The 25,548-nt window shown below is 57.2% G+C and carries 26 protein-coding genes and 1 pseudogene; 5 read left to right on the top strand and 22 right to left on the bottom strand.

Features of this window, described 5'->3' with window-relative positions; translation table 11 throughout:
• Nucleotides 1–17: 17 nt before the first annotated feature.
• A pseudogene (locus tag EOHIBHHM_RS23150) lies at nt 18–269 on the bottom strand (IS1595 family transposase); the annotation flags it as partial.
• A 115-nt stretch (nt 270–384) separates the two neighbouring features.
• Nucleotides 385–708, bottom strand: a complete 324-nt coding sequence (locus EOHIBHHM_RS23145) for a DUF6788 family protein (protein ID WP_497258271.1) — start codon at nt 706–708, stop codon at nt 385–387.
• Nucleotides 709–928: 220 nt separating this feature from the next.
• Here EOHIBHHM_RS23145 and EOHIBHHM_RS23140 point away from each other — a divergent pair, with 220 nt between their 5' ends.
• Both EOHIBHHM_RS23140 and EOHIBHHM_RS23135 read left to right on the top strand, forming a co-directional pair.
• Complete coding sequence (locus tag EOHIBHHM_RS23140; protein ID WP_497258269.1) at nt 929–3,511, top strand: PD-(D/E)XK nuclease family protein; 2,583 nt, start codon at nt 929–931, stop codon at nt 3,509–3,511.
• Nucleotides 3,504–6,401, top strand: a complete 2,898-nt coding sequence (locus EOHIBHHM_RS23135) for a UvrD-helicase domain-containing protein (RefSeq protein ID WP_497258267.1) — start codon at nt 3,504–3,506, stop codon at nt 6,399–6,401. Before EOHIBHHM_RS23140 ends, EOHIBHHM_RS23135 begins: the two co-directional genes overlap by 8 nt.
• Before the next feature lie 246 nt (nt 6,402–6,647).
• On the opposite strand, the gene EOHIBHHM_RS23130 is transcribed toward EOHIBHHM_RS23135, so the two are convergent.
• Nucleotides 6,648–7,430 carry a DUF8170 family protein gene (locus EOHIBHHM_RS23130; protein ID WP_497258265.1) on the bottom strand — a complete coding sequence of 261 codons (783 nt, stop codon included), beginning with the start codon at nt 7,428–7,430 and terminating at the stop codon, nt 6,648–6,650.
• A 115-nt stretch (nt 7,431–7,545) separates the two neighbouring features.
• On the opposite strand from EOHIBHHM_RS23130, the gene EOHIBHHM_RS23125 reads away from it, so the two are divergent.
• Nucleotides 7,546–8,022 (top strand): ArsR family transcriptional regulator, encoded by a 477-nt coding sequence (locus tag EOHIBHHM_RS23125; RefSeq protein ID WP_497258263.1) that lies wholly within the window; start codon nt 7,546–7,548, stop codon nt 8,020–8,022.
• 434 nt (nt 8,023–8,456) lie between these two features.
• Here the strand turns inward: EOHIBHHM_RS23125 and EOHIBHHM_RS23120 are convergent, their stop codons facing one another.
• The 7 genes from EOHIBHHM_RS23120 to EOHIBHHM_RS23090 form a co-directional block, all read right to left on the bottom strand.
• Complete coding sequence (locus EOHIBHHM_RS23120; RefSeq protein WP_497258261.1) at nt 8,457–9,215, bottom strand: potassium channel family protein; 759 nt, start codon at nt 9,213–9,215, stop codon at nt 8,457–8,459.
• Nucleotides 9,216–9,549: 334 nt separating this feature from the next.
• A complete protein-coding gene (locus tag EOHIBHHM_RS23115; protein WP_497258259.1) occupies nt 9,550–10,674 on the bottom strand; it encodes a tyrosine-type recombinase/integrase in 1,125 nt (374 codons plus the stop codon).
• A 388-nt stretch (nt 10,675–11,062) separates the two neighbouring features.
• Nucleotides 11,063–11,566 carry a hypothetical protein gene (locus EOHIBHHM_RS23110; protein WP_497258257.1) on the bottom strand — a complete coding sequence of 168 codons (504 nt, stop codon included), beginning with the start codon at nt 11,564–11,566 and terminating at the stop codon, nt 11,063–11,065.
• A gap of 70 nt (nt 11,567–11,636) precedes the next feature.
• Nucleotides 11,637–13,952: an AAA domain-containing protein gene (locus EOHIBHHM_RS23105; RefSeq protein ID WP_497258818.1), complete on the bottom strand. Its 2,316-nt coding sequence runs from the start codon at nt 13,950–13,952 to the stop codon at nt 11,637–11,639.
• Between the two features lie 70 nt (nt 13,953–14,022).
• On the bottom strand, nt 14,023–14,298 hold the full coding sequence (locus EOHIBHHM_RS23100) for a hypothetical protein (protein WP_267623136.1): 276 nt from the start codon (nt 14,296–14,298) through the stop codon (nt 14,023–14,025).
• A gap of 38 nt (nt 14,299–14,336) precedes the next feature.
• On the bottom strand, nt 14,337–14,981 hold the full coding sequence (locus tag EOHIBHHM_RS23095; RefSeq protein WP_497258816.1) for a Cap15 family cyclic dinucleotide receptor domain-containing protein: 645 nt from the start codon (nt 14,979–14,981) through the stop codon (nt 14,337–14,339).
• Between the two features lie 3 nt (nt 14,982–14,984).
• Nucleotides 14,985–15,677 carry a nucleotidyltransferase-like protein gene (locus EOHIBHHM_RS23090; RefSeq protein ID WP_497258814.1) on the bottom strand — a complete coding sequence of 231 codons (693 nt, stop codon included), beginning with the start codon at nt 15,675–15,677 and terminating at the stop codon, nt 14,985–14,987.
• A gap of 347 nt (nt 15,678–16,024) precedes the next feature.
• Between EOHIBHHM_RS23090 and EOHIBHHM_RS23085 the strand changes: the two genes are divergently transcribed.
• Both EOHIBHHM_RS23085 and EOHIBHHM_RS23080 read left to right on the top strand, forming a co-directional pair.
• A complete protein-coding gene (locus EOHIBHHM_RS23085) occupies nt 16,025–16,930 on the top strand; it encodes a nucleotidyltransferase domain-containing protein (RefSeq protein ID WP_497258812.1) in 906 nt (301 codons plus the stop codon).
• On the top strand, nt 16,914–17,600 hold the full coding sequence (locus EOHIBHHM_RS23080) for a Cap15 family cyclic dinucleotide receptor domain-containing protein (protein WP_267623131.1): 687 nt from the start codon (nt 16,914–16,916) through the stop codon (nt 17,598–17,600). The genes EOHIBHHM_RS23085 and EOHIBHHM_RS23080 overlap by 17 nt, the downstream gene beginning before the upstream one ends.
• A gap of 209 nt (nt 17,601–17,809) precedes the next feature.
• Here the strand turns inward: EOHIBHHM_RS23080 and EOHIBHHM_RS23075 are convergent, their stop codons facing one another.
• From EOHIBHHM_RS23075 to EOHIBHHM_RS23020, 12 genes are all read right to left on the bottom strand, one after another.
• Nucleotides 17,810–18,676, bottom strand: coding sequence for a hypothetical protein (locus EOHIBHHM_RS23075; RefSeq protein WP_497258810.1), 867 nt, complete (start codon nt 18,674–18,676; stop codon nt 17,810–17,812).
• Nucleotides 18,677–18,786: 110 nt separating this feature from the next.
• Nucleotides 18,787–19,713 carry an ArdC-like ssDNA-binding domain-containing protein gene (locus tag EOHIBHHM_RS23070; protein WP_497258808.1) on the bottom strand — a complete coding sequence of 309 codons (927 nt, stop codon included), beginning with the start codon at nt 19,711–19,713 and terminating at the stop codon, nt 18,787–18,789.
• Nucleotides 19,714–19,791: 78 nt separating this feature from the next.
• Nucleotides 19,792–20,139 (bottom strand): DUF8013 domain-containing protein, encoded by a 348-nt coding sequence (locus EOHIBHHM_RS23065; protein ID WP_497258806.1) that lies wholly within the window; start codon nt 20,137–20,139, stop codon nt 19,792–19,794.
• A 71-nt stretch (nt 20,140–20,210) separates the two neighbouring features.
• A complete protein-coding gene (locus tag EOHIBHHM_RS23060; protein ID WP_497258804.1) occupies nt 20,211–21,212 on the bottom strand; it encodes a DUF6610 family protein in 1,002 nt (333 codons plus the stop codon).
• A 429-nt stretch (nt 21,213–21,641) separates the two neighbouring features.
• Nucleotides 21,642–22,061, bottom strand: a complete 420-nt coding sequence (locus EOHIBHHM_RS23055; protein ID WP_497258802.1) for a hypothetical protein — start codon at nt 22,059–22,061, stop codon at nt 21,642–21,644.
• A gap of 100 nt (nt 22,062–22,161) precedes the next feature.
• On the bottom strand, nt 22,162–22,479 hold the full coding sequence (locus tag EOHIBHHM_RS23050) for a hypothetical protein (RefSeq protein WP_497258800.1): 318 nt from the start codon (nt 22,477–22,479) through the stop codon (nt 22,162–22,164).
• A gap of 55 nt (nt 22,480–22,534) precedes the next feature.
• Nucleotides 22,535–22,756, bottom strand: coding sequence for a DUF8129 domain-containing protein (locus EOHIBHHM_RS23045; RefSeq protein WP_497258798.1), 222 nt, complete (start codon nt 22,754–22,756; stop codon nt 22,535–22,537).
• Nucleotides 22,757–22,879: 123 nt separating this feature from the next.
• Nucleotides 22,880–23,575, bottom strand: coding sequence for a nucleotidyltransferase family protein (locus tag EOHIBHHM_RS23040; RefSeq protein ID WP_497258796.1), 696 nt, complete (start codon nt 23,573–23,575; stop codon nt 22,880–22,882).
• Between the two features lie 2 nt (nt 23,576–23,577).
• Entirely contained in the window at nt 23,578–24,243 is a 666-nt protein-coding gene (locus EOHIBHHM_RS23035; protein WP_497258794.1) for a helix-turn-helix domain-containing protein, read from the bottom strand.
• Between the two features lie 37 nt (nt 24,244–24,280).
• The gene (locus tag EOHIBHHM_RS23030; RefSeq protein WP_497258792.1) at nt 24,281–24,562 is read right to left on the bottom strand and encodes a DUF7389 domain-containing protein; all 282 of its coding nucleotides are present in this window, start codon (nt 24,560–24,562) and stop codon (nt 24,281–24,283) included.
• Nucleotides 24,563–24,581: 19 nt separating this feature from the next.
• Nucleotides 24,582–24,986: a DUF6166 domain-containing protein gene (locus tag EOHIBHHM_RS23025; protein WP_497258790.1), complete on the bottom strand. Its 405-nt coding sequence runs from the start codon at nt 24,984–24,986 to the stop codon at nt 24,582–24,584.
• Nucleotides 24,987–25,109: 123 nt separating this feature from the next.
• The gene (locus EOHIBHHM_RS23020; protein WP_497258788.1) at nt 25,110–25,478 is read right to left on the bottom strand and encodes a winged helix-turn-helix transcriptional regulator; all 369 of its coding nucleotides are present in this window, start codon (nt 25,476–25,478) and stop codon (nt 25,110–25,112) included.
• Nucleotides 25,479–25,548: the final 70 nt, after the last annotated feature.

The following is a 25,548-nucleotide window of genomic DNA, read 5'->3' as shown; positions in this document are numbered from 1 at the left end:
CGTACCCCTATTCAACACAGCAGCTTCTCGTGGAATGGCGTCCCGTAGGTGTAGACCGGCTTGAAATCGCAGTTTCGGCAGATAACGCGGTCGGACGATTCCCACGTGTGGATGCTGGGATGGCCGCAGCGAGGACACGTGGTATACTCCCAGAACTCCTTGAGTCGCCGCTCGATGCCGACATCGAGCGGCTCGGTGTCCAACTCGAACAATCCAAGATCAACGAGCTGGCGAAGCATCCCACCGAACGCGGGCTGAGTCTGAGGCATAACCTCAAGTTTTCGGCTCGCTCACCGTAACTACACGGTCGTTCCGCAGCTCTACACAAGAGCGCACAAGGTTAACCAACAGACACGCCAGCATTCTGCACCTGTTGGTTAATCTTTACTCGCTCGGATTCACTGGCCCCTTGTATTGAGATTTGATTTTGTCACCCTCTCTCCACTGCCAGTAGTAATACCGATTCCCGTTGATCTCCTTCTCAGTCAGTGTGGCTTTGGTAGGGACGTCTTCAGGCATATCCTCAGGGCGTTCTTGAGGATCGTCTTCATCATCAGCTTCGTTCAACCGCGCCTCTCGCTCTCGATACTCCGCGAGTGCATCAGCATACTTGGCGATAGACCGGAGCGTTTCCGCATTACACTCCTCGAGCGAGGACGCTACTTCTCTGGGAACCTCGGGTGGGGTCGCTGGTTCTGAGTACGACATAGGAGCACTTTAACCAACAAATGGGGCTCGAAGGCTTAATTTTGTTGGTTAAGCGGGGGACCTTCGATTACGACTGTCCTGCGCTTCCCGACCCACTTCTCCGCATATGAAGGGGATTGATGTCTTAGCCGGCGACTTCTTTCTCATCGATACTAAGTAATCGCTATCAAGTACACACTTGGCGATAATTATATGAATTATTGGCTGAGTTGTTGTTGCCGTGCCAGTTACGCGGGCGAAACCACTTGACTCTCTCTACGACGAAGTCCGAGACTATGACCTCGTCATCGTTCCTGATGCGCCGCTTGCCAGTGGCCTGAACCGACGTCTTGACCGGGCTCATCTCGGTATATTTGCCATCACACCGCGTCGACTCGCAGCAGGCCGTCGCGAACGCGCCGAGGACCGGAGCGCCTTTCTCGAACTCGTTACGACCACCGACCTCGAGTGGAAGCAGGCTGCATACGCGATCGGCAACACGCTCCAATGCTGGGAGCACCAGGGACGCGTCGATGCCGTTCTCGACTACGACGCATACGCCGACACCGCGACGGAGACCACCGTCGAACAGCTCTCAACGCTCGATACGACTTCCCGGCGACTCGGCGAGTACCAAATCGACGACAGCAAAGATGTCGCCGTCGTCGGCCACGACCAACTCACGACCCTCGAACAATCGATTCTCCCCACGCAGTACGATACGTTCGATCCATTCACCGATGCCGCATTCGACCAACCGCCGTTCCACATCTTCGATTCAAGTACAGCAATCGTCGACGCTGTGCTCGGCATAGTCTCCGCCGACAATGCGGAGGACGTCGCGGTCGTCTCGGATCGCGGTAGTGAGTATGCGACGCTGGTCCCGAGCGCGCTCGAGGCCGCCGATATTCCGTTTATCGGTGGCCCCGGGTTCGCTGATGAACAGCACCACCGTGGATTCGTCCAGTTCCTTCGCGCCGCTACTCGCGGGACAGAGACGCGTGTGAAGACAATTCGTTCAGTCCTCTCCAGCCTCGGGATCGCCGTCGACGTTGAACACGACGACAAGCGGCTACAGGATGTCGACGCCGACAGTCTCACGTGGTTCCAGGAGTTCAGCGCGGAGATCGGCGAGACAACGTTCGCTGGAGCGCTTACTGCATATGAACGACAGGCCGGGATCAGCCTCGATGCGTTCCGAGATGAACTCGAGGCGCTCGGTATCGCTACCGACTACGTCACCAGACAGGGAATTGATCGGCTCGAATACTACCTCCAGAGCTACGAAGTCCCCGTCGACCGCGAACACGAAGGGGTTCTCCTGGCCGACGCGAAGTCAGCAGCCTACGTGGACCGCCCCGTCGTATTCTACCTCGGCCTCGACGAAGCGTGGACTCACTCCCCACCACGTCGTCCGTGGGTTGACCGTGACGCCGAATTCACTCGGAACCTGACGCAGTTTCAGCTCCTCCTCCAGAACGGCGTCGAACAGTACTACCTCGTTCAGGACACGATCGGCGGCTCACCCGCAACGCCGTGTCTCTACTTCGAGGACCTCCTTGATGATGACTTCGAACGGTTCAGTGATCTCGACACGGTGACTCACGGACGGACCTTCAGTGCGACCCAAGATGGGTTCGAGAAGGAATCGCTCGACATCTCACCGACGCAAATCGATACTGTCAGCCAGTCCAGTTTGAGTACGTACGTCAACAGCCCCCGTGACTACCTCTTCAGTCGGCTCGTCGACGGCCCCGATAAGGACTACTTCAAGGAGGGGAATCTCTTCCACGACTTCGCCGAATTCTACGTCAACCATCCCGACCTGATCGACGAGGAGACCATCGAAGACCTCGTCGACGTAATGCTCGAGGAGGCGGGACCGTTCGTGCGGCGCGTCGACCGTCCAACGCGCCGTACCAAGTACCGGGTCGGCCTCGAAACCATCGTCGAGCTGCTCGACGAACGCACCCCGGAAGGTGACGACCTGCTCACTCCGAACAGTGGGTGGGGGCAGAATTTCTTCGCGGCCCATTTTGACAGGGAAGTCGACTCGCCGTTCACGGAGCGCTGGTTCGAGAACGAAGACCTCGGGCTGAAAGGCAAGATCGACCTTGTTCATGGACCGACTCACCTCCTCGATTACAAGAGTGGGAGTCGGAAACGGGCGTCTCGCGTCGTCAAGAACTCCGCGCTCGATCCACCGAGCGATACGCCGAACTTCCAGGCACTTCTCTATCTCGCCCACCGTCGGAGCGAGCGCCCAGGCGAGCGCCTACAGTTCACGCTCTTCCACTTTCTCGAGACGCTCGACGACATCGTCGCTGGCGAGGCGGACTTAGAGGAGACGCTGACGACCATTGAGTATCATCCGACCCAGTTCGAGGAGCACGCCCGGTCGCGAGCGACGTTCGAGGCGCTCCGCGATGACGGGGCAAAGAACTGCCAGAAGACGCTCTCGAAGATCGCGTACGCTGATTACCAAGCCGCGTTCGAGACGGCCCCGCTACCGGCGACGCGTGACAGTGACGAACTCATCGACTCCAAGTTCGGGCAGGCGATGCAAACCCGACTGCAGGAGTGTGTCGGTGAGTACAAATACGTCTCGTCAGGCTGTAAACAGCTGCTTCGCCAGCTGGCACGAGTTCGGAGTCAGAACTACTTCGAAGAGGACCTCGATGCCTTCGAGACGTTCGTCACCGAGCGCATGACGGAACTGAATCACCGACGCGCTGGGGAAGAACGCTTCCCTGTGAACGGGCTTGCCGGTGAACCGAACTACCGTCGAGTGGACAACCGCGACCTCCTTCTTGACCATGACTAATCCCAACCCTCAACAGCAGGACCTCATCGACAGCACCGACGGCTTATACCTCGTTGACGCCGGCGCAGGCACGGGGAAGACGTTCACCATCACGCGCCGCTATGCGAACATCGTCGACGAGGACGACGTCGCCCCGGAAGACGTGCTGTTGGTGACGTTCACGAACAACGCTGCGACCGAGATGAAAGACCGGATCGTCGGCCACTGCGAGTACGGGATGCGAGACCTCGCGGACGCGCCGATCCAGACGTTCCACTCGCTCTGCCACGATCTCCTCCAGGAACACGGCTATTCCGCGCCGACGCACCTCGGGATCGATGACCGCATCACGGGGTCGACGCGCATCGTCGAGGACGACCTCGTCGAGAAAGCCTTGTTCGAGGAGTTCATCGACCGGTTCAGCGACGACCACCCCGAGTACGATGACTACTTCCGCATCGTCTCGGACCCGACCGAACTCCTCGGACTCGTCTCGCAACTCGCCTCGAAGGGCGTGTTCCCGACAGCCGACGGCTGGTATCGAAACGGCGAACGGTATCTCGACGGGGATTTCGAGGCGTTCAAATCGCTGTTCGACGAGGTAAATGAGCCACAGAATGGCGGGAGCAAGCAGTCACGGCTTCGCTCGAAGCTCAATCGCTACGGGAAGAACAAATGCTATCTGCCAGACGCCCCTGAGAAGGCCGAGATTCGTGGGCAGGGCACGAAACGCGTCCCTGATGCCGTCGCTCGGATGGTATTCGACGCTGACCGCGAGGGACTCAAGGCATTCGTTCACGACGTCTACTACGAGTACCTCGAATTCGCGCTCGGCCGGAACTACCTCAACTTCGGCTTCCTCCAACTGTTCGCGTTCGTCCTGCTCTGTGAGGACCACGCGCTTCGTGAATCCATTGCGTTCGACTACGCGATGGTTGACGAGTTCCAGGACTCCAGCGAGATTCAGTTCAAGCTGACGCTGCTGCTCGCGGGGACAAACAACCTCTGTGTCGTCGGTGACTGGAAGCAGAGCATCTACGGCTTCCAGTACGCCGAAGTCGAGAACATCACTGCCTTCGAGGACCGACTCAATCGGTTCGTCGACGAACTGAACGCCGACCACGAACGGGTCACCTTCGACACCCGGTCGATTCACACCATCGAACTTGTCGAGAACTATCGCTCCACCCAGGAGATCCTAGACTTCTCGGAGCACGGACTACTCGTTCCGGCGGCGAACCGGGACAACGTCGATATCGAGGCCATCCAGGATCGAATCGTCTCACTCTCGACCAACACCGAACACGAGAACACCCAGATCGAAGCGATCGCGAGCCCAGAGGAACACGAGTCGGTGGTCGCGAAGATTCAGGATATCGTCGGCAACGACGCTTACCAGGTTGAGGCCGATGACGGGTCGCTTCGGACGCCCGAGTATCGAGACGTCGCAGTTCTCACGCGAACACGAGAGTTCGGCCGCGACCTGCTGCAGACCGCCGAGGAGTACGGATTGCCGATGGCGTACGAGGGCGGGATCGAGCTGTTCCGCACGCCTCAGGCGAAGTTACTGCTAGCGTGGCTCCGCATCCTCGAATCCGACACCGACAGCGGCTGGTCGGTCGTCCTCGAGCAAGCAGGCTACACACTCGATGAGATCAAGCACGTCCTGGAGACTGAGGCGTATCCCGAGAACATGCGCTCGTTCCGCGAGAAGCTGGCAGAACTGGAGACGCTCGGCGGGGTGGCCGAACGCGTCTTCTCGCGGTACGGGTACGACGGTGCTACGGCCGACGTCGTTCTCCACACGATTCAGTCAGTACACACCGCGACGACACTGACTCGGGGAGACCTTATCCGGTTCATCGAGCGCGGCATCGAAGCGGGCAGTACCCACGATGTTCATGCGAACGCCGGTGCAAACTCAGTGACGGTCCAGACGATTCACGCAGCGAAGGGGCTCGAACATCCTATCGTCGTGCTCGCCAACATGAACAGTGGGCGATTCCCGCCATCGGGCGGCGGGAGTGGAACGATTACGTTTCAGGATCCGGTCGGACTCCGACAGCGGAAACGCTACGCCGAGGCTGACGGCCTTCCTCACGTATACGATGACTGGCGGACTGACGTCCTCCGCCGGTGTTTACCCAGAGACTACGACGAGGAGCGCCGACTGCTCTACGTGGCGATTACGCGCGCCGAGAGCCACGTGATCTTCTCGGCCGGGGAGGACCCAAACACGTTCCTCGAAGAACTCCCGATTGAAATCGAAGCGTGGGACACTGAACCCGATGCAGACACCATCGACGACACCGAGCAGACAGAGTTGCTGATTACGGTACCGACACCGGAGGGACCGGTCGGACACTCACCGCATTCACTGATGCGTGAGGACGTTTTCGAGGACGTCGACGATGGTATGGGGAAGGCGTTCGGCACCGACGTCCACGACTTTGCGGAAGCGTACGCGCGCGGCGATACTGTAGAACTGAATCGGAACGACCCCGGATGGAACGACAAACAGCACGTGATGTCGTTTCTCGACGACCTCTCGGGCGACCTGCTCGTCGAGGAAGACGCCTATCTTCCACTTGATGTCGACGGGACTCGCGTGATGATCTCCGGGATCATCGATCTCGTTCACGTTCGAGCCGACCGCATCGAAGTGATCGACTACAAGACCGACCGTGGTCGGCACGCGGAAGTCGAGTACCGAAAACAACTCAGTGTCTACTATCACGTGCTTCGGGAGCTGTATCCTGAGCGTGAGATTTCGGCGTCGATTCTCTATACAGTCGACGGCGTTCGCGAAGAGATCGACCCCCTCTCGCGAGACGACCTAGTCGACATCGTAAAGGCGGTGTCTGATATGGAATCGCTCCAAGCTACACCTCCGTTAGGTAGCTCCCGTTAAGCCGAATACTGGGAAGGACTTTGCCAGTCACGCCTCTTGATAATGGGTGTGAATCCAGTTTAATCTTAGAATTAAGGTTAATAGCTCTGTCCGAATAACGGACGGCGCCGTTTCAATGAGGATCTGTTCAAAGCTGTGGGAATTACGGCTTTTCTCTCGGACAAGACGACTTTCGATTGGACGCGCTGATGCCGAGCAACAGCGGAAGGCTTATTCTTAAGATTAGAATTAATATTAAATCTAGTTTTACCGTTGTTCCCATCCCGGTCTCGGTGACCCCGGCAGATCATCTGTAGCGTCGAGTAGCTCTTCCTCAGTCGTCCAGGGATAACATCGTCCGTGGAGTTCGAAGAGACGGAAGTCATTCAGATGCACCCAACTGTACGACGGAACCTCGATATCGTGTTCTTCAAGCGTGGTCCTCACCGCATCGACCGATATGTCGATCCCAGCGTCGTCCGCTCGTTCGACGAGGGCCTTGAGTTCTGCCATCTTCATCTCGTCATCGATGCCGGTGGCAGCGCTGATCTGCGCAGCAGCAGCGATTACATCACGTTCGTCGGTGAGGTGGTCCTCCGTTTCCCATTGGTATGCGCGCGGGAAGGCGTACGCCTTCTCGAAGTACTCCGTTTCGCCCAGTTTGCCGAGTTCGTTGATCTCACCGCCCGCATCTTGCTCGAACACAGCAGCCACATAATCACAGAGTGTCGCCGTGATATGGAACTTCACGCGGAACTCCGGAAGTCGGGGGAGGTCGATGTCTGAGAGGTCTCCAATGAGGAAGGCATATGTCCCGTATCGGCGGTTCAGCCGATCACTGACTGCCCGTACGCGTCGGAGATACGGATCACGGTAGCTCCCGAGGACGAGATACGCTGTTTGATCCCGGTCGTAGATTGCTGGTGTCTCACTGTTTGCCCACGAGAGGATTTGCACGGCCTCCGTTGACCCGACGTCGAGCCCGCGTAAGGCCTGCTGCACAGCCTTCATGATCTTGCCCGAGTTCGGGGGCACAGATGGAGCACTCATAAGTGGGAACTGTACTGGCTGAGTAAAAGGCGTTTCTAACTAACTCAGTGTTTCGGCGATTCTATTGACTTGTTCAACCCAAACCGTTATGCAGTCGAGCCCACTACTCTACAGTATGAGCGACACGGCCCCGGAAGGGTTCGAGGATCCCTTCGCAGAGCAGCAGCGGATGCGTGAGCTGCTCTCCCAGGAGACGCGCCACCTCATCGTGCAGTTGATCCTCGGTCACCCAGCACACCTCGCGTCGTTGGCCGAGCTCGACTACATGATTCCGAAGAACGAGGCGGCCATCCTCGACCAGCTCGAGACACTCCAAGAGGCAGGAATTCTTGACGTCTACGTGCACGAACCCAACGTGTCGACGCGAGATCTCCCGTCAAAGTTCTGGGGACTGACCGAGCGCGGGGTTGAGATACTCTACGAGCATAATTTCCTGCGGGGCGTCCCGGTTGCACGCGCGGTCTACGAGGAGACGAAAAAATCTGAGCGGGTGCAGCGCCACGAGGACGCACCGCGGCCGACGCTTCCCGCAGCCGTTAGAGAGGCACTCGAATTCGACGAACCGGATATGGAAGAGGCTGAGGTTTCCTAGGGTTCGTCAGGAGAATCTTGAGGAGAGCGGTTTCTCGCTGCCGCTAGGTTGGCAGGTACTTCGAACGCCATATCCGTCGCTGCGACTGTTGGAAGCGATGGTGAATGGCTGCGAGCGCCTTTTCATCTGAGTTGGTATTCATGGTGTCTTCCCCGATGAATGTTCTCTCAGAGCTACCATGGTAGCTCTAAGCTACCGCTATCTTGGCGCCTTGTTGTGAGACTGCGAAAAGACCGCATTGCCCTTAATTCTAATCTTAATATTAAATATTGCGGAGGAACTCAGAGACACACGTACGGTATTGTGAGTTGGCTCTATTGAAAAACTTAATAGCTGACACAAACTCCGTGCGAGACAATGAGGCCATATTCAGCACTACGAGTCTGTTTATTTTCACCCGCCTCCTGCTGGACCAGCCGTTAGAATGAGAGTGCTTATTGTTTGATTAGTTGCTTTTGTTGTTCGAGAGTTTCTTCGTGATCTTCGATAGCATCGCCACGAGCCTCCGTATCTCCTGCTTGACGGTCTGAGAGTTCTTGTAAGCGGTCTCGTTTTCCGTAGAGAACGAGGGTGTCATCCGGTTTCATCTCCATCTCCAATTGCGGCGCACCGATGTACGAATCGTTTCGCTTAACGCCAAGGACTAACACCCCTTCCGACGGCAAGTCTAATTCTGCAAGCGTTTTCTCGGCGAGCCAGTCACTCGCTTCGATATCAACTTCTGCTACTCGATACTCGCTTTGCAGCCCAAGCAACTGAGCGTAATCTCTGACCTCCAACTCCGTCGTCCGGCTGAGCGCCCATTCGATAAAGGGAGTGACGATGCGGTTGAACCACCGACTCCGTGCGAAAAGGACGATCACACCAGCGCCACCGAGGATGTATGCCAAGTTCAAGAGATGGCCGTCACTCGTTTGTGTGAACGAAAGGATGAGTGACGAAATTGCGCCGAGGAGTCCAATACTGCCGAGCCGAATGAGTGCTTTCACGGTCTTTCGACGGCCAGCTGTCGCGACAGTCTGCTCTGCCTCCTCAGTCGTATATCCTGCTCCGGAAAAGGCCGACGTGGCTTGGAAGGAAGCCACATCCGGTGACAGGCCGGTCATCTCCAGTGCAATCGAGCCAACACGAACGATCAGCAATGAGAGCGCGAAGATGACCAACAGGGACAGAATCGGATACGTGGCGACCATGGCGACATAACAACGGCTGCATCAGTAAACGTTCCACCGACTGGTGAGGGCAATGACGTTCCTCTGTATCTTGCGCTCTGAGGTCTCGCCAGACGACTGGCTCGTGACCGATTCGCGCTCTACGTTCAGCACGACTCCAGAAACCTCTCAGACCTCAAGTGCTCAACAAAGCCTGGGAGTTCTCATGCTTCCATCCGTAACTAATGATAGCTGAGTCACTACTGCTGACCGGATATGTGCAGAATTAATCTTAATATTAGAATTAACTGGTGGTCAGAGGAGTTTCCCATCTGCTTTAACCAACAGTCTATGCAATTGGAGTGTGTTGGTTAACTCACTCCCCGAGGAGATCGTCGACTTGCTTCGCGGTCTCTGCTGCCTGGATGTCGGAGTAAGATTCGTGGGTTGTCTCGATGCTCGCGTGTCGGAGCGCTGATTGGGCCAATTCAGCGTGGCCGCTCGCGTAGAGTTCGTGGCCTAGTCCTCGACGAGCACCGTGTGGCTTCAGGTAGTCACCGTCGACTTCAAGGTCGGCGTCCTCACACAGTCGCTTCATCAGGTTTCGAGCACCGTTCGTCGAGAGCGCTGGTGGGACGACCTCATGTTCTCGGAGCACTGTGTCGATATCACTGTCGTCGAGGATGGTCTCGATCTCGTTGTCCGAAATCCCCTCGCGGGCCAGCTGCTCACGAACAGCGCGATATTTCGACGGGGCGTGTCCGCTGGGAAAGACCGGCCACTCGTCGGTCGGTGGATTGAGGACAGTCCTGTACCGCTCTAATGCCGTGGCGGCCCGCTCGGGAAGCTGTGCGTACTCGTACGCTCGTGACTTCCCGAGGACGCGGACGGCGCCGGCGTCAAGCTGGACGTCTCCCCAGGTGATGCCGTTGCGCTTGTCGTCGGAGGGTTCGGCGAACACCTCCGCGCCGCGAACGCCAGAGAGTCCCAGGAGATAGACGATTGCTCGGTCGCGAAAGGCCCGCTCACGACTCACGTCCGCTTCCTCGTCAAGGGCGTGGTCGACACGTTCGTCGACGTAGCGCATGATCGCCCGCCGCTCCTTTTCCCGCCAGAACTGCCGGTCGGCATCACCGAGATCCTCGGGGAGCTCGTCGGTGGCACGCTTCGCTTTGGCCGGATTCGTATCGAGGAGCTCGTCGGCGACGCAGAACGTGAGGAACGCGCGGACGTACGCGTAGTAGGTGGTCGCGGTACTCGCTTTCAAATCGCCGTCGCGGGCCTGCTTTTTGAGATGACGCGCGTATCGGCGGCAGTCGAGGACGTCGAGGTCCTCGAGGTCCGTCACACCGCGCTCCTCGCGCAGCCAGGTGCGCCACGTCGCGAGGGTCGACGCGAAGTTCTTCTTGGAGTTACCAGCCTCGACGCTGTCGAGGTACTGCTGGATGGCCGTCTCGACCGGTGTTCCCCCGGGTGTAGCGTCGCCCTCGTCGGGTTCCATGGTTCGTGCTCGACCGACGGCGGCGACCTACGTAAATCTACTGTGTACAACTGGGATAATACACAGTAATTCTAAATTCTTGAATTCTTCCTATATCGAAGGGTAGACAGGCTATAACGTCGATATTCCATTTTATGAACTGTATGTGGCTATACAAAATTCCGGGCGGGCTGAGGCCACAGATTCGGAGGATTCGTAGCTACAAATCATCATCATCATGGCCGACTGGCTGCGAAAAAGACGCCTAATCGGTAGGGAGCGAGGGATTGGCGGATTCATCCTTGATGAAGACGACGTGAATCCCTAATACAGCCTCCAGTCGGTCACGATTCCCGCACGTGTGGTATTTGTCTGCCGAGACAACCTTTTCGAGAGTATTGGAATGCGGTCAATCCGTTTGAATACGGCCGAACGGCGGTTCTAGATCGGACTCTAAGCGGAATAATTCTTCCAATGTGCTTTTGGTAATTTCTGGGTGGCGGTACATCGCCCGGCCGATTGCTTGGAAGCGTTCGTCAGCCGTGGTCCAGTTTCGTATCTCTTCTATATCGAAGTCGGGGTCATCGCGATAGTCTCGAAGTTCCCACGCCACACTGCGAGCCTCGTCGATTGTCAACCGGACGTCGTCAACAGCGGTCGGATTCTCTAGCTCGCCGTGGTTGCCGATCTCGGTGTTTGTTAGCGCTGAAATGTTACTGATGAGGTTTTGACTGAGTTCAGTCACGTCCGCTTTCAGCTTCTCGTCGTGATGGGCTGCGACGAGTTGTAAGTACAAGAGCGCCGACATGGTATCCTGCGATGCATACACGACTTGGTGGACGGATTGGACGTTCTCGAACGCTTCGTACGCGTCTTCGAGCTGAATTTGCGCTTCTGTCAGGATATCTCCCATCAAATCGAACGACAAAATGTGCTCGTATATACTTTCTCCCCCTGGTTGGCGGACTGTGGGCGCCGAGAGATCAACGTGATCTCGATACCAGCACGTCCTTTTCGATAAGGTACTCACTAAGACGGGCGAATGTGTCCGCACAACTGTCTTCCTCGTCTCGAAACGCTGCTGTGTTCGAGAGCGTGTCCCAATCACCGATCACCACAAGTCGCTTTTTCGCACGAGTGAGGGCAACGTTCAGCCGTTTGCGGCCATCATCCCGAGGTGACTCAAGGAATCCAGAATCGTTGTTTGCATTCGACCGGACAAACGACACGATAATCACTTCTCGCTGACCACCCTGGAACTTGTCAATGGTTTCGACGTCAACACCGTTCCCGACTTCGCTATCAAGTTCCGTCCGAATTTGACTACGAATGTAATCCCGTTGCGCGCTATACCCAGTAATCACCCCGATATCTGATGGAGTCACACCATGTTGAAGCGCCTTGTTCACCTGCGCAACCACGTATTGTGCTTCTGTAGGGTTGTAGTAGGAGTAATCGTCCTGTTGCTCATCGCCGGAGTCATCGATCCCAAGCAGCGGTGTGAGCCCATCGATGGTCTCGGCCCGATTTGCTTCTCCATGTTCGAGGTTCCCGTCGTAGAACTCCTGACTGGCGAACGCTGCAATGTCCTCATGCATACGGTATTGCCGATGGAGGGTCTGCGCGAGGTCGTCCCCGTATACGTTCAAGAGGTGCTCGAAAAGCGACGTGTGTAGCTCTTGATCTCGCATCTCAGGGTCAGACACAAACGGTGGGAGTTGTTTGTGATCACCCGCAAGCACGGTCCGGAGACCATATGGACGCGGGTACTCCTGATCCTCGTCTAGTCGGCGTCCCCGACCGAATGGAACTGCCGTTGCAGGCCCTGAAGCTTGCGTCGCTTCGTCAATCACCACCAAGTCGAATGCGATCTCGCTCTGGTTTTCCAGCGTCGCAGCAGTATTGGTCGTTGAAGCAATGATATCAGTATCACCAAGGCTCCCATTCAACTGGTTTGACTGTTGGAAATACTGCCTGCCTACGAAGCTATTGACATCTCGCCTTGAACTCCCGATTCGAGCCATCGAAACACCGAGATCGTCAAATTCCTTCACCACGTTGTGGAGCGACGCCCGATCAATTTCGTTCTCAGTGCTTTCCCCGGCTACGATGTTATCGACTGCCTGGTTAGAATGAGCGCAGACAAGCACTCGTTGTCCCTGCTTCACTGCATGAGCGACAACCGTGACAAGCGTCCGTGTTTTCCCCGTCCCCGGTGGGCCATGAATACAAAAGACGTCATCCGTTCGTAGTGCGCCCACAGCGGCGCGTTCTTGATACGTGTTCAAGTTGAGGAACGGCTCGAACTTTTCCCGTAGAGGTGAGCAGAACGAGATCTCGCGGTTCCCAGCGAGAAGATCACGGTGGTTGGCCGCAATCGACTCAAATGCTTCGTACTCTCGTTTTTCGGCGATGCCTTTCGTTATCACACGAAGAGAGCACTCATCGATTCCACCAAGGTTGACGTCACTGAAGTCAACCGCACCGAAAGCAGGGTCGATAGTAATAGACGATGATCCAATCGCCGTTACCAGTCCATCGAGATACGTCTCCTCATCCGTATTGGACTCCCACACAAGTAGCACGGTATTCCCTTCGAAAACACCGTACTCGCTTTGAACCTGATTATACCTCTGCCCGGGCGAATTCGCAGGTGGGACGTAGACGCTACAGGAGATTTCGCTACCTTGGACTCTCGGTCGCGCGGACTGGATCTTCCCACCACCCGAACTCTCAACTTCTACCCCTCGACTAACGACCGTGTCTAACTCCTCTTCATGGGTTCGAAGGAGTTCAGTCCGAACGAATTGAAGCGTGTCGTTGACGTAATCGGTGTAGTCCTCGTCGTCCAAGGCCTGCTGAGCGGTAATCGGCTCAGATCTGTACGGAGGTCGATCATCGATCAAATCCAACTCGACGTCGTCTGGCAAATCGAAATGGCGATCCCAAAATCTGAGTCTGTAAGCCAATCCCGACCGAGCTGCCTCTTCGAACTCAATAAATTCGTCGAGATCTCCTTCTGTGTCGTAGTAATGCAGTGCTTCGCCGTACTCGTCCTTCCGATAGGCGATATACTCACCCGTCAGCTCGGGATGGTCTGTCTCATGGACCGGAAGCATAACGACATCACCCGTTCCAAGCCCCCGCCGGTTAAACACGGTAACGAGGTGGTCGAGAGCCACATCGGGGTCACCGTTCTGCCAGAGATCGCAAATCTCCGCGTCGTCTGTTGAAAGTTCTATTTGAGTTGGCGAGTTAGAACGTAGTTGAGCCGCGATATCTTCCAAATACGTATCCATTATCACTCGCCGTGGTTTTCAAACACAAAAATCGTACTGTTCGGTCGGGCTTCGAACCAGACTCAGAGGGTCAGACACCGCCAACGCCATCGTCATCGTCGTCAGTCGAGAGGACGAGACCCGCCAGACCGCCGATCAACGCACCGGCTGGCCCACCGATGGCGAAACCAGCCGCGGCCCCGCCCGCACCCCCGAGTGTCTGGCGCTGGCCCTGCGTCAACTTCTCGTGCATCCCGCGACTGACAGTCCCCGATCCGTTGCACTTGGGACAGTCACCGTAGCCTGTCTGCGGGTCAGCCGTTGCACCACTCCCGTTGCAGGTGGGGCACTTCTTCGTCTCAGTCATAATCGGTAGTGTCTGTCAAGATGGCAAAGATGTTCCGGTCAGTCGGCCCGTTCGAAGTACATGAGACCGTTGTTCTCCCGTCCAGGGCCAGTGTAGTAGAGCCCTTCGAGGGTCTCTGTGTCGCTCTCATCACGGTATTCGAGGGACGCAGTTCCGAAGTGCATGTTCAGCCCCTTGACGAGTGGCGAGCCCTCGTTCTCGTACTGGTAACTGATACTTGGCCACTTTCCTTCGTCAGTCAGCATCGTCGCACCGTTGCTGTCTGAAGGCGTCTGCGTCGTCTCGAAGTGGACGTTGATCTTTCGCCACGTCTGATCGATGTCAAGCCAGGCCTTCAGTTTCTGGCCATCCTGGCTGTGGTCGTTATCGGGATGAAGCGCCTCGTCGGGGATTTCTCCTTCATACGATGTGACGATCCACCCCTCCCACTTCCCGTTAAGATTTGGAACGCAAGTGATACCGAGCGCCTGGGCGATTCGAGTCTTCCAGAACCACCGGTCGTGGATCTTCCAGACAGCAGCGAAGGCGAGTCCCCATGAGACAACGAATCCCGCCGCAAATGGAAGGACAGTTGAGAGCGCCGAGGTGACCAGCTCGACGAGGATCGTGATGCCGTAGGCGAGCAAAGCCAGGCCGCCGTATATCTTCGGGCGGAGATCATTGTCCGTGGAGTACGTGTGCATAGGTTACCAGTTGTCCCAGAGTGTGACCATCGCGTCGATGTACCGGTCCGCGTACCGGGTGTTCCACTCCGCGGGGCCCGACCCGAACATGTCGGTGATGCCGTTCTGGCAGGTCCAGTCACTATAGTCCGTCGAATTCAGGTATCGGAGAATTTTCGCGACGCGGTCCTGTTTGTTATAGGTATATCGTCCGTCTGGGACGTTGTACAGGAGGTTCTCGATGAAGTACGATGGGACGTTCTCCTTGCTCAGTTCGTTATTATCGACGAGGTAGTTCCGTGCGCGCTTGAAGATGCGCACGGTCTCTTTGAACCGGTTGCTGGTGCTTGACTGCCTGGTGCTGCCGTTGTTGATGTGTTGTTTCGGGTAGTTTACGATCTTCGTGTTGTTGAGGTTGAAGAACGCGATGCCCGAGTGGTAGCCGTTCGGGTAGTGGTAGTAGTCGCGGTGGTCCGCACAGACGAGCACGTCGGCGTTCAGCGGCAGTTTACCCGCTTCCACTTCGATTGCTTTCCCGACCGGATCGACAGCCGAGGAGCCGAAGCGCGACTCCAGTACGTCAACGACATCGGACCGGAACTCGTGCCAGCTGTAGTCCGGGTCGCCGGAGTTGCGCCGCCAATGATCCCGCTCAGCGGGGCTGAGCCCGGACAGATCAACGTAGTACATGTCCGTAAGCTGGACCACGATGTCCACATCGGAACTGGCCCGGACGATGGTGTAGTTCGCATAGGAGCCCTGCAGATAGGTGTCGAAGTCCGCGTGGGCGAGCGTTTCGCTGGACTGCAATTCCTTCTGGATTCGGTTGTGGGTCCGCTTCGCGGAATCGATGGGGCCGCTCTCGTATTGCGCCCACGATTCCAGTGTCCCTGTATCTATCGGCATTAATGGGAGTTACACGCCTCTTTCTGACCGACCGCTAAAACCCCCCCGATTCCACTTCCACCGTGCTCTGCGAACCGTTAAGGGACCGTAGCAGGCAATTAGAATCGTGACCGTCCCGTCTCCTATCGAAACTCTGCCAATTTCTCTTGGTGGTGGCTATGGCAATCGATGAGGATACCCTCGAAAGCTGGACCGACCCGAAGCGAGCCGCCGTGAAATCAGCGGAGAAAACTCACAAGAAGATCCGGAACGCGCTCAACGACAGCGATACGCTCGCTGACGTCGAGTTCCACGACTTCCTCCAAGGGTCGTACGCGAACCACACGATCATCCGCGATTCGAGCGACGTCGATATCGTCGTTCGCCTCGACGAGTTCCAGTACTTCAACCTCCACGACCTCGACCCGGAAGACCAGGAGGATGTAGATGTCGAAGATTACGATTACGACTACGACGAGTTCCGAGACGACGTGCTGAGCGTTCTGCAGGACACCTACCCCGAGGGGACGTTCGACCCGTCCGGGAACGCTATCGAGATCTCGGCACCGGGTCTACCACTCGACGCCGACGTGCTGGTATGCGTTCAGTACAAGCACTACTACAACTATCCCCAAGGGTACGATGGGATCATTTTCTGGCCGACCGATTCGATCTCCTCGGTCGTGAACTATCCGACGCGGCACAAGGACCACGGATCGGACAAGCAGGACGACACCGACGACCTGTATAAAGAGACTGTGCGGATGTTCAAGAACGCCCGCAAGGAGATCGTCGCGGACGGGTACATCACCGACGACATCGTAGCGTCCTACTTCATCGAGTGTCTCCTGTACAACGTCCCACCGGGCCGGTACGTGGACGGCCTGCAAGAACGGTATGTCAAGATCGTCGATTACCTGAAGGACGCGAACTTCTCCGGGTGGAAGTGCCAAAATGGTACGACCGATCTCTTCGGGCGTGGCCGCACGAGGTGGGACACCTGGCACGCCAAGCTATTCGTCGATGCTTTGGAAACGTACTGGGAGAACGCCAGCACCAACAGCATAAATGCACGTCTATTCTAGCGATAACGAGTTCCGCCCGACGTTCCTAGCGACCCTGGGCGTCGTCGCGTTCGTCGTCGTGATCGCACTGAATGCTTACGTCTTCCCGTGGCTCTACCAGCAAATCCCGTTCGAAATTCCATCACTGATAGTTCCCGGTCTCGCCTTCGGGGTTGTGTTCGGCCTGTTTCGCCGAGTGTTCGACCGACGGCTGTGGAACAAGGCCTGGATGCCAGACTTCATTGCCGCCGTTCCCGATCTCACTGGCCACTGGGAGGGCGAAATCAAGACCAGCTACGAGGGTGAAATCTCAGACGACTACCTCGCCGACGGAGGCCACCGGCCGATGACGGCTACACTGGACATCGAGCAGACGTGGAGCAAGATCATCATCCACTTCGAAACAGATCGTTCTCAGTCGGTCAGCACGGCGGCCAACTTCCAGACCGAGGGGACGCTCCATCCAAAGCTCTCTTACCTATTCGAGAACGAGGGTGCAGATGTTGACGAGCAGGCGGCAGACGAAGGACCATACGACGGGACGACACGGTTCACGTATCGGGAATCGAACGACCGACTCGTGGGCTATTACTACACTGGGCCTGCCCGTGCTTCGGAGCAAGGCGATGGCCAAAAGACGACGTATGGGACAGCGGAGTTCACTCGTATGAGCGACGAGTCCCAGAAATAGTGTTAACGCACTGCTTGGTTTGGAACTCGTGGCCGGTCGTTTTCCCAGGAGGCGGCATCAGCGAGTTCCACGAGATCGGTAATCCGCTGGTCAAACACGTTCATGCGTGATATTGAGGAGCAGCTGACGCAACGCTAGCTTCCCAGGGCTTTGGTCTAGCCCATTCTTAATATTAAGAATAAGATTAAGTACTGCTGACTGCTGACAGCCTACAGTATCGAATTTGGCTGTTGTTCCGATTCTGTGCGAGGGAGGCGTCCGTCTGGTCGGGGAACGTGCCCTGCCTCGATTTCGATATCGACGCGGCGCATATGCTTACAGCCCCCCTCAGGTTCGCGTCGCTGCCAGTCGAGACATGTACACGTCTCAGCGGCGACATCGACATCGTAGAAATTCCCGGACTCTGAATGAACCTCGTACACGCCGCCCTTCTTCAAGAGTGAGACGTCCATCTCTTCGTCGCATGCTCGCCGCGTTCGCGGTGTGAGTTCATCGGCTGACGGTTCTGCCGAGACCGCATCAGTCTCTGGTTGGATGGCGCTCTGGCGGTCTCTGTTTGCCACCCATCCACCGTCTGGGGCGAGAGCGGGGTCGTTGGGTTCCACGAGGCGAGCCAAGTGCTCCTCAATCGGGTGATTGTAGTGGAGGAGAAAGTGTGCTTCGCGTCGACCGCGGTGATCGTAGGAGCCACACGCTGCAGCTGGCCCCTCCCAGACGTGCCACGCGCCGAGCGCCGTCATCACCTCCAACGCCCGTCGCGGCAACCCGTCCTGGTCTAACTGCTCGTAGAAGATGCGAAACCGAGTACAGTGTTCTTGCGGTTCGATGTCGGTCCACCACTCAACCTCGTCTCTCCAGTGATCGAACATCGCCGCATCGTTCCCGTACCCGACCGTGATCCCTGGAACACGTGATTCGCCCGTATGGGTGTCTTCAGCCTCGTTCTCCAGCAGTCGGAGTACCGCGAAACGCAGGTGTTCGTGGAGTGGCTGTTCGGTTCCGTAGCCGACTTGCGGATGGTTCTCGATTGTCTGGCTGGCTTCGTCGAGAACCGTCGTGAGGTACTGTTCAGTCATGGATTCGTTCTATCCCGGTCGACGCACGATCACGCGCGCCGCCACCCTTCCACGGCACAATAGAAACTCACGGCGACGTGGAGAGCTGTTCATCGACGCGCTACACTGACCTACCCGTCGATCATGTCGATTATCTCCTCTGCGGTGCTGCTAATCCGTCCGAACCGATCTTGGATCGACTCTGGTTCGTCATCCTGCCACGCGGCGAGATAGAACGCTGAGCCGCTCGTTTCAAGGCCGCAATACCGACCAACGATGTACGCGACGGCTTCTGCTTCGACTTCGCGCTTTGACCGTTCGGCCTCGTCGTCGACGTCGAAATGGAGCAGCGCGTGAGCGAACTCGTGAATTAGCGTAACCGCGAGGTCGGCCTGGTTTGTCCGTGCTTTCGCCTCAACGATCGGCGTGAAATCATGGATATCCCGCTGTTTGCAGACGCCTTTTGCGTCGCCGTGCTCCCACTCGTCAGCGTCGACGATGCGAACCGTCACGCCGAGCTCATCCGCTGCGTCTGTGAGTGCGGGTACGAGGCCCTCAGCGTCGCCTGTCGCCTCCGTTTCTAACTCGGGAAGCGGTTCTCCCTCGGTCTGGGAGACATCGAAGACAGCGGCCGGTTTGAATCCCACGAGCCCTTTCGACCACTCCTCGAGGGGTGTCTCGTCGTACTCACAATCGCTGTTCTCGTGGTAACTGGGCGAGTTCTCGCATTCGGGGCACTGCTTCGTAATGATCGGGGCCCAGATCCAGATCGCCTGTTCGCCTTCCTGGACGTGCCGGCCGAACTCATTCAGCCAGGTGTTGAAGCCAGCGACCTTCGTCGCCTCGGGACACTGGAGTTTGATGAGCAGTGTGTTTCGATGTGAATAGTCGTGGAAACGACTTTGGACGTCCAACCATTCCTGGAACGCCTCACTTGCTTGTGCATCGTCGACGCGGTCGACGAGGTCGTCGATCCACTCTTCGATGGTACTGTGCATCTCGTCGTGTCGGGTGTCGGTCTCCTCGAACGAGACCGACGAATCACTACTCGTAGCCATGATTTCTGGACTCGAATTACCGCAACTGCGCCGATTCAGACCGCGCCGCACCCTTCGGGGCGCGAAAAACAACGCTATCTAGCGGAGGGCTTGTTTCTCGTCTGCGAAGCCGAGCGAGGTGAGATATTCGAGAAATTCGTCGAACTGCTCGACGTCGCTCGGTGCGTCGGTCGCGAGGTGCCGCGCCCACTCGATAGCCCACTGGAACGATGGATCGGTGGCACCCTTTCCGTGGATATACCACCAGCGGGCGGCCTTCAGCACGACGAGCGGATTCGTCGGTGGTTGCTCGCTCGCTAGCCCACGGGTAACCGACTGAATTTCGTCGGGGACCTCTGCTGGGTCTACACTGGCTGTTTGAGTGTTCGGGAGGTCGATTGGAATCTGATCGATTGAGATGTCACTCGGATGGTGCTGTTGACTCATGGAGAATCACTCTCTTGTAGGCTCTCTTTCGAGCCCTCACCCCTTCCGGGGGCGAAAAAACAGCTAGCCGCTCAGACTGGCGGGAAGTGGACGCTTTGTTCGCCGACTAGCTCTTCGAGCTGATTCTGATGCCGATGCGTGAAGTAGCAGTCGTAGCTACAGTACCCACAGATCTCTCCCGTATCGTACTCCGCTACGAAGGGGCCTCGTTTGGTCGTCCAAACGTTTGCGCCGCACTCAGCACACGCTGCACTCTCGATATCAGTCGGTGACGGGCCGCGATACTCGAACTCGATGCCGTCTTCCGTCGTTGTCGATTCGGGCCAAACGCCTCGTGCCCGCCAGAATTCTCGAACCTTCGCGAGACTCCATCGGACGGTTTTCCGGATCGTCATGTGCTCGGCGTCGCGACCGCTGTCGTCCCACCCACTAGCCGTCCAGAACTCGCCGAACTGTGCGCCCCGGTGAAGCCCATTCCAGTCGAGGCCGACGATATCTGCAGGTGGGTCTCCCGTCAGCGTAGGACGGGTAAGCTGTTCGATCACGTCCAGCTGTTTCGACGGACTTCCGCCGAGTATATGGACGCGATGACCACGCCAATCGTGCGGTTCTGAAAACTCGTGAGCGAGCCGGTCAGCGTATCCACGGGAGTACCCGAGAACGAGGTCATCAGGAACCGCATGAATCGCGGCACGGCATTTGGGGACGATGACGAGATCCGATTCTGGGTAGCTCCCTTGGATCTCGCGAGCAGCAGCAACGTATCGGTCCACCTCTTCGACTCCGTAGGCATCACCAATCACCCCGACCTGAGGCTCGTGTTTGAAAAAGCGCTCGACGTACCGCTCAAGGTCTGGATTTCGAAAATCGTTATCGAGCATCCCGACGGGTAACTCTAACGCGTTGAACTGCTGCTGTTGGTAGGAACAGTCCTCTCGAAATCCGGTGAGAAAGCCGAGTCGGAGCGCGTCACATGCAAATGGAACCCGATGGAGAAACGCGACATGGTCTGCCTGTCGAGCAGCTGCAATTTCGCTGGCGGCGTTGCTGGTCGTACTCGCTGTGAGTGCCATGATGAATCAACGCGGGAACTCGCCCCGCGCCCCCTCTTGGGGGAGAAAAACTGCTTCCGACGGCTAGTCGTTAACCAACATCGCTGGCAATTGTGCGATTTACGTTGGTTAATTAGGAGAGAAGATATTGTGAGTGTCTGCTACGTCGCCGGCTCAGAACTGATATCCCGCTTCTAACGGCTCAATCTCTCCCGCTTCGACGAGACTCGTTTTCGAACCTGAATCTTCGTGGAGCAGGTCGACGAGCGCGAACTGCGCACACGCAGTGAACGAACACTCGTCGCTGAGACACCACACGTCGGCATAGACGATGTCCGTGTGTTCGTCTGCGTAGATCGGTTTCCCAATTCCAAGCCGAGATTCGCAGTCGTCACGAGGACAACTCGGCTCGATACGGGTGAACGTTGGATTGTCTTCCGTCATCTCACTTCAGTACGGGAGGTAGTTCGGGGCGATGTCCCCGGTCAGTACGCTACTCTCGAACGCGTCGCTTTCGCTGCCCTCGAGGTCGACAATTCGATAGACTGCATCACCACTCCAGTCACACTCCTCGCTCGAACACACCGCACTAGCCAGGGCACCGTTCTCTGTATCGAGATGGACGCTCTGGAGATCGAGCCGTTCGCTACAGAACGGGCACGTCGCCGGAACTTGCGCATAGCGGTAGCCTGTACTGACGTCGATGTCAGCTTGGCCAGCATCGATTCCACGAAGCCCTTCGACGAGATGGCCGACTCGAGAATGGAATTCGTTGAGAAGCGCGTTGCGGGCTTGCTCATCGACGGGGAGCTCGGCACTATCGAGGGTGATCGTTACTCGATACGTGGTCGTCTCGTTGGTGTCTTTCATTTGGGTCACCTCTGGGGGCATATTTGATTCCCCCGCACCCCTTCGGGGGTGAAAAACGATTTCCGACTGAATCCCACCACGACAGATACGAACCTCGTTCTCAGTGGTTGTCTTCGTCCTCGTTCTCGAACAGACAGCATCCTCCGGCTCGTTCACCGGTGAGTGTTCGTTGATCCTCTGCAGTCTCCGTGAACAGATTCGACTGATCACTCGCAGACGATTGCGTCACTTCTGGACGGTCATCGACGCCGAATCCACTCGCATGCGGGCAATCAATCCGGGAGTCGTGCTCACGATGGTCCACCTCCGCACCAAAATCCTCGAGAGACGTCTCGACGCTCTGCTCGCTCACTTCGAGCTGCCCATCGTCTCTGAATGCGGTCTGATGCTGGATGTTGATCTCTGGTCGGTCGCTCATCTGGATTGAGCCTCCACCCATTGGAGGCTCCGAAAAACAGCGATTACGAGCTGACTCACCCCTCTTGTGAGCGGATCTCTTGTGCCCGACGTTCGAGACGTCGGAGTATCAGAACCCGTCCGCGGTTCGCATTCTCGTAGGCAACACACGCTCGAAGCGTTTCCATGTCGTTGATCGTCACGATACCGGCGTTGATGAGGCGCGTGTTCGGTGGTTCGAGACGCTGCTCTGGTGTTAGGCCACCCGATTCTACAGATTGATCTGACGAATCGCTCACTGGTGTTCGCCTCCGCGCCCTCAAGGCGGCGACAAACAGCACCTGCTCACTCTCTGTCGGGCTCAACTTCGGCGACGGCCACTCACAGATACCGCCGCTGTTGCTGTTGCAGTGAGCGCTATCTCACTCCTGTTGCCGCTTGAGGAACTCGAGAAGCGTCTCGATATCATCTGCCGAGGCTGAGGATTGACCGAACATGCTCTTGAACCGGTGATCGAGCCCGCCCTCCTCGATGAACGCTTGTGCCTCACTGAGCTGTTCCCGAAGAGCATCAGCATCGCCGCGATGCAGGTGCGTCTCGACCATGTCGAGGTCGATCGACGGAATGGCAGCGAGGACATCAGCGAGATCCGTTTTTCGACCACTATGGAGCTTGGCCGCGACGAGTACTTCTCCGTCGGCTGCTCGTGCTGTCGTCGACCGAGTGCCGCCTGAAATCGTCGTCGGGGAACTGTGCGTGCGCAGATAGTCGAACGACCACTCTGCTTCGGTCTGTCGGCAGCCGAGGCCATTCACCAGGATGTCTACGCCGACCGGGTGAGGAAGCCCCTCAGTGCGCTCGAAGAGTTCGATTTCCCGATTATAGATCGTCTCTTCTGGGGGAACTTCGAGATCGGCCTGTCGCTCGAAGCCGCGTGCTTCGAGAAAGGCAACGACTTCATCGTAGTCGTCTGGGGCGATGACGAGGTCGAGGTCGGTCGAGAACCGCGTCTCGAACTGACTAATTGCGTAGCCTCCAACGAGGACGAACCCGATGTCTGACTGCTCTAGTTCTTCGAGGACTTCGATGAGCGCCTCGCTTCGGTCTTCTTGACTCATGTTCAGGCTGGCTCCATCCGGTAGGCTGCGTCCGTGTCGACGTCGTCGTACATCCGGCCGAGCATATCGAGTGCCGACTCGAAGGTCGCGTAGTACTCGTTTGCGAACGCCACGGTTTCCTGGAGCGGGATGACGGGCCGTCCATCGACCATCTCGGCATCGATCTGTGACCGTGGCTCCAGAACAACCTGAATGGCGCCATCGAGGTCGTCAGCGGACTGGCGCTCTTCCGCAGTCGGGATTCCGAATCGGTCGAAGAACGCCGTCCAGGCGTCGAGGTCGGACTCGTGGACGGCGATGAACAGCGGATAGTCCGCCGGGTCGCGAGCGACTTGGTAGCCACCGCGAGTCCAGACATAGACTGCATCGATGGCGGTGAACGCGTAGCTCATGCCGGCGAACTGGGGAAGGACGTACGTCTCCGAAATCGATGGCGGCGAGGTGGTTGCTGCCGCCGTCAGGAAATCGAGGCCGACGTCGCGGAGCGTCTGATCGACGAGCTGGAGGCCATCATCGTACGCGATGTATCCCGCCTCTTCGAGGCGGTTCACGACGCGCCGAATCGTCTCGCGGTTCTCGTCGATCTTTCGCGCGACGCCGGAGATGGAATCTCCTGGGTCAAGCGCGAGGATGACCTTGAGTTCCTTTTCACCGCATACTTCGTACATCCTATGGTTACACAATTCTGTGCAACACCCAAAAGAATTACTCTTCGTGTGGGTCTCCTGGCTGGATCTGGCGAGCGTCCTCGGCGAGGTCGTGGATGTACGCGCGGAGGGTTTCCATGTCCTCGCGGGCCTCCTCGAGCGTTTTCGCCTTCACTTTGGCTGTGACCTTGTCCTGATCGCGGGTGCCAGTACCGCGAGTGAGCTTCACGGTGAGTGAGACGCCGACATCGCTTCGCTCGACGTATTCAGTAGGCGTCTGTCGCGCACTCTTCTCGGTCGATTCTACGTTCGTACGGGACTGCTGGGTGGGTTCTGACATAGATTGCTCTCTGTGAACGTTAGTTGACGGACGGTGCGACTGGTTCGCCGACTGTCTCACGAAGGGCTGTATCGATCTCTCGTCCGGTGAGTCGCCAGCAGCCGTCTGGTTCTGTACACTCCAGCTGGCTCACCACCTCGGTCTTGAAGGACATGTACTCCGCCAGTGCCACCTCCTCATCGTCGGTGTGATCGAGCAGGAGCGCGAGCGCGAGTTGGGCCGGGCCGCTCCCACCATATCCCCATTCGAAACCCGAGGGACTGTGATTCGCCAACTCGAGACTCCGATCGAGTGTGAGCTGTTCCTGGTCAGGATGTTTCTCGACGATGGCGCGGCCTCGACGACGGTAGCCGACGTAGACGATGTCGGCGTCAGCCGAGGCGCGTGGCTGTTCGTGCGAGTGTGAGTCGGTAAATCCACTCATAGGTCTGTTCGCGGGTTGCTCGTTCGAGCACCCCCGCACCCCTCAGGGGGCGAAAAACCTCTCTGCGGTCGCCTGAATCGTCGAGTGCAGACTTACACCGCACTCAGCACAATGAGACCGAAATCAGCTACACGACGTCTCTTGGAGGTACTCCTCGCCCCAGGCGTCCATCGCTTTGATCACGGGTTCGAGCGAGGCACCCTGTTCGGTCAGGGAGTACTCCACCCGGAACGGTTTCTCGCTCACGATCGCTCGATTCACGAGACCATTGTCTTCCAAATTCTCAAGGCTGTTCGAGAGCACGGTACTGGAGATCGACTCGATCTCGTCTTTGAGCGCATTGAACCCGAGCGGGCCGTGATCGAGCAGTCGGTGGACGATGACGGGATGCCATTTCTTCCCGATGAGATGGGCTGTACACGTCACCGTACACCAGTCGTCGTCAGCACACCACGACGCAACGCACTCTTCGTCTTCGATTGCTCTACTCATTCGTTACTCGCGATAGTGAATGTGGACCTATTATTATGACGCTACTAAGTTGCTATTCCTGAGTTGGTGG

The organism is Halogranum roseipondis, from assembly GCF_059695585.1.
Note: the sequence above shows the minus strand (reverse complement) of the source record. Positions and strands in the feature narration are given on the sequence as shown.